Below are 8,039 nucleotides of genomic sequence, written 5' to 3'. Positions count from 1 at the left end.
TGGCACGCGTTAGTCCAGGAGATCGCGTCTCTAGGGACTTCTGGCCTTCTCTGCCTCTCGCGACCCGCCGACCAGCGCATTCCGCCTCGCAGGACCTCCAGGCCCGCCGAATTACGTCGAACCCGGGTACGTGACGTCGGGACGCGCGGGGCACCAGGAGGCACCGGTTGATCGCCGCCGGGGCTCCTTGCTGCCCGTGCAGGACGCGTCCCAGGTCAGCGCGGGCCGGGCGGCCAGGCCCGCATCGCCTCGTCAACGACGTCGAGCAGTTGCGCGCGTGGGGCGCCGGCGTTCGACATGGCCGAGAGGCCGTGCCAAATGCACTGGACGTACGCGGTCAGGGCCGCGACGGACGTCGACCGGGGCAGCTCACCCGCCCGGACCGCCTGCTCGATCCGCTCGCGCAGCGCGTCGGCGTCGGCCTGTTGGAGCCTGGCGACCGTCTGGCGCACGTCGATGGTGTCCCGTCCGCCGATCATCGCGGCGCTGGTCGTCAGGCAGCCGGCCGGTTCGTCTTCGGCGGTGAAGGTCTCGGCGGACCTGCGCAGTATCCGCTCCACCGCGGCCCGCGCGGTCTGCTCCTCGGCGATCGCCGAGACGTAGATCTCGCGGTAGCGGCGCGCGTAGGTCATCACCGCCTCCTCGAACAGCTCCCGCTTGCTGCCGAAGGCGGCGTACAGGCTCGACGGCGAGATCCCCATGGCCTCGGTGAGTTCCGCGAGCGATGTCCCGTCGTAGCCCTGAGTCCAGAACAGCCGGGTGGCCTCCTCCAGCGCGGTGTCGCGGTCGAACCCACGCGGGCGGCCAAGGGGCGGAGTCACCGCCTCATTCTAGAGCGACCGTTCCAGAACCTGTTACAGTCCCCATTACTGGAACGATCACTACGGAAGGGGTGACTGTCGTGACATGGAGCGCGACGGTGGACGGCGGGCAGGTCGCGGTCCTCGGGGAGGCGTCACCGCACGGAACCCTGGTCGTCGTCCCGGGCGTCATGAGCGACGCACAGGACTGGAGCGCCTTCGTGCAGGCACTCCCTGGCCGCCCCTCGGTGGTGGTCAATCGCCGGGGGCGCGCGCCGAGCAGCCCGCAGGGCGAGAGGTACAGCGTCGAGATGGAGATCGCCGATCTGCACGCCGTGCTCGACGCGATCCCCGGCCCCAAGGATCTCCTCGGCTGGAGCTACGGCGGGCTCATCGCCGCGGAAACCGCCACCCGGCGGGAGGACGTCCGGTCGCTCGTGCTCTACGAGCCCGTCTCGCGCCCCTTCGCCGAGCACATCACCTCGGCCGTCCGCGACGCCGCTCGGGAGGCCGACCTCGACCGGCTGGTCGAGATCGTCAACATCGAGATCGCTGGCTACGACCACGACCGTGTCCGTTCACTGCGCCGGTCCCCGGTCTGGGCTCACCTGCGACTCCTGGCGCAGGCCCTGCCCGCCGAGCACATCGCTCTGAACGCGTTCACGCCCCACTACGAGCGCTACCGGGCGCTGCGGATCCCCGTCGACATCCTCGCCGGCACACTCAGCGCGGCCACCGGCGCTCCCTACGCCGAAGCCCTCGACCGGTTCGTCTCCGCCATGCCGCAGGCGCACGTGACCTGGATGGAGGGGCTCAGTCACCTCGCACATGTCGAGGCACCCGCCGCTCTCGCGGCACACCTGCGCGCAGTACACGAACGCGTTCGGTGAACCGGGGTCGATGGAATCCAGAGGATCCAGGCCGTACTAGGCAAGCATGGGGTACGCGGCCGCGGTCGCGAGCACCGCCGACGACACGCTCCTGCCCCCAGCAGGGGAGTGTCGCCGGCGATGCGCTCCGGCGCGGGCCAAGGCGTGCCCTTCCTATGGAATTAATAGCACTTGACGCCGCTGGCGGGGCTGATCACGTACCATTCGTGCTGCCCGTATCCGGTCCGCTTGGTGTAGCAGTTCTTCTTCGGCCAGTTCCATTGGCAGGCCACCCAACTGCCGTCGCCCGAGGTCTTCGTGCGGTTGTTCTGGCAGATGTACGTGTTGCCGCCCCCGGTCCACTGCCCCAGCTTGAAATAGCCGTTGGCCTTGTCGTTCCGTACGTAGATGGCCCGCCGGTCGAACCGGATACACATGGTCGCGTTGTATCCCGATGGGAAGTAGCACTGCATGTTGCTGGCGGTCGCTCCTGACCACACCGTTGACTTCGAGACGTTGGTTCCGTTCTTCCAGTACAGCGACCCGGCTGACGCCGGAGGTGCGAACACCGTCGTGGAAGCCACCGCCAGCGTGGTTCCCAACAGGGCCGAGCAGGCCACCGAGCGGAGACGTGTCACAGTCTCTCCCTTCCTGAGATTTCGTTCCGGCAGCACGGGCCGAAACAGCAGATTATTGCGCACCCTCGGAACCGTCCACTCGCCACTGTCGGCCTGCTGGATCGGCATCCTCGTGCGACCGAGTCTGGCAGAAACACTTCGAGGTATGACGATGCCAAAGGCAACTTGCGGAAATCTTGAGCTTGAAATGCTCGGGCGGGCTGACTCGTATGGTGTGATGGTGAGGTGATCTCCGCAAGATCGGCTTGATGAGCGGTTCTGCCTGTGTCGGTGGGGATGGTTGACTTCAGCGGCTTGACTTGGCCCCACCTGGCGGTTTGATTCGGCCCCATCGGTCGGGGCGCCGAATGTTGTGTCGGTGTGATGTGGTCCCACCTGGAGGCTTGACAGGAGCGCTACCCGGTCTGCCTCAGGGCGTCGTCGAGCGGCGCCGAGCTGGACACGACCATCGCCGCCGATCGCGCACTGATGGACCGCATCGCCGACCTCCAGGCGGCGCAACCTGCACAAGCTCGCCGCGCTCTCGATGGCCGCCCGCCCGGCCGGCACCTAGGTCAAGCCCGCCGGATACTCGAGAAGCACCGCGCCCAGCTCGGGGCCCAGCACCTCGACGCCGCGCAGACGGTCAGCGATGCCCGCATCCGCACGATGCTGAGTCCGTAGCCGGCCCTACTCAGCGTCCTGTGCCTCAATCAGGTCGAGGTCGCGGACGCAGAAGCCGTGGTGCTCGAAGGTCTCGTTGAGCACCGTGCCGAGGCACTGCCGCACCGAGCGGCCCCGGGCGTACGGCGGCCAGACATCGTCGTCGGGCACCGGCGCTGGCGCTGCGAGCTGCACAACGGTGACCTCGTCGAGCCAGGCCTCGAGCTCGGCGGCCTGTGCGTCACGCACGCTCACGATCTCGTCGAGGGTCGGATCGAGCGAGAGGTCAAGCCCGTGCGCTCCACGGTAGGGCTCGACGGTCGGCCCGATGCCCATCGGCGTGAACGGCTCCGTCGAGCCCAGGCAGCAGCGGCGGAACCACGAGTCGTGGACGAAGACCAGGTGGCGCATCGTCTGCGCCGCCGACCACTCGTCGTTCACGCTGCGGCGCTCGATGCCGGGCGTACGGCGGATTCGCTCGATCGTGGCGGCCCAGCCGGCATGGAGCTGACGCGCTGCCTCGCGTAGATCGGCAGGGTCCTGGGAGCGGATCAGCACCCGCACCGGATGGCGCCGGTCGAGCTCTGCCTCGACGTACTCGGTGACCTCGACACCGTTTACCACGAGGTTGGTGATGAGTCCGTCGATCACGGCATCCTGCATGACGACGCCGATCAGGCGTGCCCCGGTCAGATCGCATTCGCGGAACTCCGCACCGTGCAGATCCTCGTCGATGTACCGCCTCATGCTCCGCATACTAGGTCCGAGCACCGACAAGGCTGCCGAGCGCGAAGATCGCAACAGCGTCGCGATCGCCTGCAACGAATCCTTCTCCGGATGGACCAAGACCTTCACCGATCCGCGGGACCCGTCGGTGTCCTCCACCAGACACCCGCGCCCGGTGAGGTACCAGCTCATCCGCTCCGCGCCGGGATCAGGGCGGTGTGTCGAAGCCGGTGCGGCGCGAATCAGGTGCCGGCGGTGCGGGCGGTGAACCGTCGGGCGGCCTCGGTGAGGCGGTTTCGCCGGGGATCGGCGGCGAGCGCGGCCAGGCCCGGCAGGTCGACCGGACGGTCGCGGGGTGCGGCGTCGGCAGCGAGGGTGACCAGGTCGGCCAGGCCCGGCCGGGCTCCGGCGGGCAGCAGCGCCGGCACCGCCGCCGACGTCACCTGCCAGACCGCCTCGCGGGCACCGGCCCTGAGCACCTCGGTCAGCGGCGGGACGACCCGCTGCAGCACGATCCGACCGGTGGCGGCGAGGGCGCCGATCTCTGACCCGATGCCGGAGCTGTCCCAGTCCGGTCGGGCGGCGAGGGTGATGAGGGCGTCGCCGGCCGCCAGCCGTACGGGTTGCCGATGGTTGGCGAGCGCGTACGCCATGGTCGACCACATCGCCGGGCCGGGTGGGCCGTCGGCGGTGGCGAGACCGCTGAGGATCCCGGTGGGGATGGTGCCCCGCTCCACCGCCGCGGCCACGAACGGCTGGAGGTGCGCGGCCATGACCTCCCGGTGCGACGGCGTGATCATCGGCCACAGCGGCAGGTCGCCGGTCCACCCGCTGTGGTTGGTCCGCTGGACCGCGTCGAGTGGCTCGGCGAGTTCGGCCGGCAGGCCGGTCGGGTCCAGCATCGCGATCCGCCGGCCGGTCCGGTACGGCTGGTGGCCGACCTCCTCCACCCAGGTGCGCGGCTCGATCCGGGTGGTCAGCGCCGCGGCGAATCGGCGCCCGGCGGGGGAGGTCAGACGCCGCGCGCCGGCGTGGACGACCTCGTCCACCTCGCGCGGCAGCCGCAGGATGGCCTGTGTCAGGTCGGCGTGGCCCGGCTGCCAGCCGTCGTCCTCGGCCTTGCGGAGCAGGGTGAGCACCCGAGCGGGATCGACGTGTCCGGCGACGGTGGCCGGCGTGGCCAACAGCGCCGGCGGCGGCTCCTTGAGTAGCCGTTCGGCGAGTTCGGTGACCCGGCGTTCCAGGAAGCGGGTCACCGGATGCGGCTCCGCCCACCGGTGCGGCGTCTCAGCCGACACGTAGTTGCCGGTGGCGGCGGCGACCACGGCCGGCCACGGTCCGGTCCACTGCGGGACCATCGGCCTCAGCACCCGCTCGGCAGCGGCGCGGTCGCCTCGCGCCGCCCGCACCAGCCCGTCGAGCAGCAGCTCGTACCGGACGGGATCGTCGTTGCCCTTGCGGAACACGATCGCCAACTCGCCGGCGAGCGCGCCGAGGTCCAGCGGCGGTGGCATCTGCGCCGGCGGCTCCGCGACGCGCGGGGCAACGGCGGCGGGAGCGGGCGGTGCGGCGCCGAGCAGCCCGGCCAGCCGGTGCGCGACCGCGCCGTCGAGCGCCGGCAGCTCGTCGCGCAGCCGGTTCCGGGACTCCTCCGACAGCGCCGGCAGCCCTCGCTCGATCAGGTCGAGGGTGGCGTCGGCGAGTTCGGGCACCGGATGGAACAGCCCGACCACCAGCCCGTCCAGCAGCGGCTCGACCGGCAGCGTCCGTAGCCACTTCAGATGTGCCCGCACCAGCGTCTTCTCCTGGCGGGACAGCATGCTCCGGGTGATCTCCAGCAGGGCCGCCGGATCCAGCGCGGACACCCGGTGCAGGTCGCGCAGCCCGGTGTACGCGAGGTTCGCGACCGTCGACATCGGTGCGGTCAGCAGGCCGATCAGCTCCTGCCGGTGCCCGGCCAACTCGTCGAGGGTCGGTGCCAGTTGCTTGAGCAGATCGAGGTACGGCTGGAGCAGCCCCTTCCGACCGCCGGCCCGCAACCGGCGCAGGCACCCCGCGATGAGCACCCGCCGGTCGATCCGGCCGCTGGCGGCCAGCTCGAGCAGGGCCGGCGGCCAGTCCCGGCTCGCGACGCCGGTTGCGAAGGCGGCGGCCACCCGGTCGTCGTCGAAGAGGTACGGCACTACGTGGTCGAGCCACGGGTCGGCGGCCAGGGCAGCGGCCAGCGACGGGTTGCCCCGCCGCATCCCCACGTACTGCGCCACGGCCGCGGGCGTGTCCGGCGGCCCGGCACCCACGGCCCGCATGAGCGCCTCGGTGAACGGCCAGTGAGCGGCCCCCCGGATCCGCGAGCCGGACCGGCGCAGCAGGTGCCGGGCCAGGCTCGCACCCCAGTCGGCGCCGCGCGCCCGGAGCAGGCCGGGCACCATCTCGGGTGACACCCGCAGCGACGGGCCTGCGGACCACGGCCGGTACAACCGCTTCACCGCGTCAGCGACGGTGGGAGCGCAGGCGAGCACGGCCATGGCGAGGACCGCGTGGCGGCGCTCGTTGAGCTGTCTGGCCTCGTGCGTGGCCTGCCACTCCAGTCGCTGCTGCTCGAAGCTGCGCTGGCGTTCCTGCCGCTGCGACCGCTGGCGGGCCATCAGCGCCCGGATCCCGGCGAGGTCGCGGGGAATCTCCTCTGCGGGAGCGGTCATGAATACGAAACCGAACGTGCCGGACGTGGGCAACTCCGGCTCCGGCTCCGGCTCGGGCGGGGGCAGCACGACCGGCTTCGGCTCGGCACGGGTCGGCGTGTGCGCCTCCAGCGCCGGCAGCAGGCCGGCGCGCCCGCCGACGTCCAGACCCGCGAGCGTCTCCCCGAGCGCGTCGAAGTCGGCCGCGTCGACCCGCGCGCACACCTCGCGCCATACGTCACTCACCGCAGGTCACCCCCGTTCTCCTCGCTGATCATCGCTGCCACGACGTGCTTGCACGGCCCGCGCACGCCCTGGTGCTCGGCCCACCAGGCGCAGGTGCAGGCGTACCCGGCGCCGCGCCGGTGCACGAGATAGGTCGAACCACCGGAGGTCACCTCCACGCCCGCGGCCGTCGGCACCACCCCGCCCGCCGCCCCCAGCGCTCGCGCCGCCGCCAGCCGCGGATGCAGCGCGGCCACGACATCGGCCCGGTAGGGCAGCGGCCGGTGGAACGACGACGACGCCGCGATGTCGTAGCCCACCTGGCCTGCCGTGGCGAGCGCGGCGAGGGCGGCGGTGGCCCGTCCACCGTCCCAGCCCATCCGCTCGGCGACCGACGACCGGTCGACGACCGGGTCGGTGACCAGCAGGGCGCTCAACGCGTCGGCGTCGGTGTCGGCGGCGGACCCGGCGCCGAGGTCGGCCAGCAGCTGACCGTCCCCGGCGAAGCCGTGCTGCACGGCGGTCGACAGCAGCAGCGTGAACCGGGCCGTGCCGAAGTCGAGCACCCAGCCGCTCACCTGGGTCGGCGCGCCGCTGACCGGCGGGGCGTAGAGGGTGACGGTGCGCGCGAGGGGAAGCAGCGGACGCAGCACCGACAGGCGGTATCCGTCCGCCACGCAGACCGCACCGCGAACCGGCCGGCTCGTGGAGCGCCACCCGGTCGCGGCCGGCAACAACCACCGCGTCCGCCGGCCGGTGCGCGCCGACACCTCGGCCAGCAGCGCGACCGCGCGTCCCGGGCGGAGCTCCAGCCGCGGGTCCATCGGCAGCGCGTGCGCCGACACCTCGGCCAGCCCGCGCAGCCACCGTTGCGGCAGGGGCACCCGCTTCTCGACGACGCGCCCGTCGAGCGTCGACATGGCCAGCTCGTCCTCGCCGACCGCCAGTCGCACCGGGTCCCCGGCCCCGACGCGGGTCAGCGCGGTGTACAACCCGGGGTTGATGTCCACGTTGGTCACGCCCTGACCGACCGGAGCGCCGTCCAGTTCGTCGGCGGCCAGGTCCAGGCGCCCGTACACGCCGCCGCAGGTCGACAGCGCCTCGAACCGCAGCCGTTCGCCGTCGCCGGTGACCACCGGATCGCGTCCGCCCGGACTACGGACCGGCCGGAAGTCGGCGGCTGCGATGTCGGCCAGTGCCAGCAGCCCGCCGGCCACCACCCGGGGCGTACGCACGAAACCGGCGAAGAAGGTCTGCTCGTCGACCCGGTCCGGCGCCGACGTGGCAAGGGCCACGGTGTCGCCGACCACGCCCGACGCGTGCCGGTAGATCCTGGTGTCCACCACGGACGGGCTCGCACTCAATGCTCGATCCTTCCTGGGCCCCGCCGCGCGGCGTCCGGGAATGGTGCCACGCGCCGCGCACGCCGCGCTGTCCTCCGCACCCGTCCACAACGCATCG

6 protein-coding genes and 1 pseudogene are annotated in these 8,039 nt (G+C 71.8%); 2 read left to right on the top strand and 5 right to left on the bottom strand.

The window, feature by feature from the left end:
• Window positions 1–215 precede the first annotated feature (215 nt).
• Entirely contained in the window at window positions 216–821 is a 606-nt protein-coding gene (locus DLJ47_RS32725; RefSeq protein ID WP_109905879.1) for a TetR/AcrR family transcriptional regulator, read from the bottom strand.
• Window positions 822–901: 80 nt separating this feature from the next.
• Here DLJ47_RS32725 and DLJ47_RS32720 point away from each other — a divergent pair, with 80 nt between their 5' ends.
• Window positions 902–1,690, top strand: coding sequence for an alpha/beta fold hydrolase (locus DLJ47_RS32720; RefSeq protein WP_158289923.1), 789 nt, complete (start codon window positions 902–904; stop codon window positions 1,688–1,690).
• A gap of 161 nt (window positions 1,691–1,851) precedes the next feature.
• Here DLJ47_RS32720 and DLJ47_RS35525 read toward each other — a convergent pair whose 3' ends face one another.
• A complete protein-coding gene (locus DLJ47_RS35525) occupies window positions 1,852–2,415 on the bottom strand; it encodes a hypothetical protein (protein ID WP_146228259.1) in 564 nt (187 codons plus the stop codon).
• A gap of 561 nt (window positions 2,416–2,976) precedes the next feature.
• Complete coding sequence (locus DLJ47_RS32705; RefSeq protein ID WP_199236093.1) at window positions 2,977–3,696, bottom strand: DinB family protein; 720 nt, start codon at window positions 3,694–3,696, stop codon at window positions 2,977–2,979.
• 37 nt (window positions 3,697–3,733) lie between these two features.
• Between DLJ47_RS32705 and DLJ47_RS38000 the strand changes: the two are divergent.
• Window positions 3,734–3,814, top strand: a pseudogene (locus tag DLJ47_RS38000) (IS21-like element helper ATPase IstB); the annotation flags it as partial.
• 103 nt (window positions 3,815–3,917) lie between these two features.
• Here DLJ47_RS38000 and DLJ47_RS32695 read toward each other — a convergent pair.
• On the bottom strand, window positions 3,918–6,599 hold the full coding sequence (locus tag DLJ47_RS32695; protein WP_146228258.1) for a DUF6493 family protein: 2,682 nt from the start codon (window positions 6,597–6,599) through the stop codon (window positions 3,918–3,920).
• On the bottom strand, window positions 6,596–7,942 hold the full coding sequence (locus tag DLJ47_RS32690; RefSeq protein ID WP_146228257.1) for an SWIM zinc finger family protein: 1,347 nt from the start codon (window positions 7,940–7,942) through the stop codon (window positions 6,596–6,598). Before DLJ47_RS32690 ends, DLJ47_RS32695 begins: the two co-directional genes overlap by 4 nt.
• Window positions 7,943–8,039: the final 97 nt, after the last annotated feature.

Origin of the sequence: Micromonospora sp. S4605 (assembly GCF_003176715.1) — a bacterium.
Classification (GTDB): Bacteria; Actinomycetota; Actinomycetes; order Mycobacteriales; family Micromonosporaceae; genus Micromonospora; species Micromonospora echinaurantiaca.
Note: the sequence above shows the minus strand (reverse complement) of the source record. Positions and strands in the feature narration are given on the sequence as shown.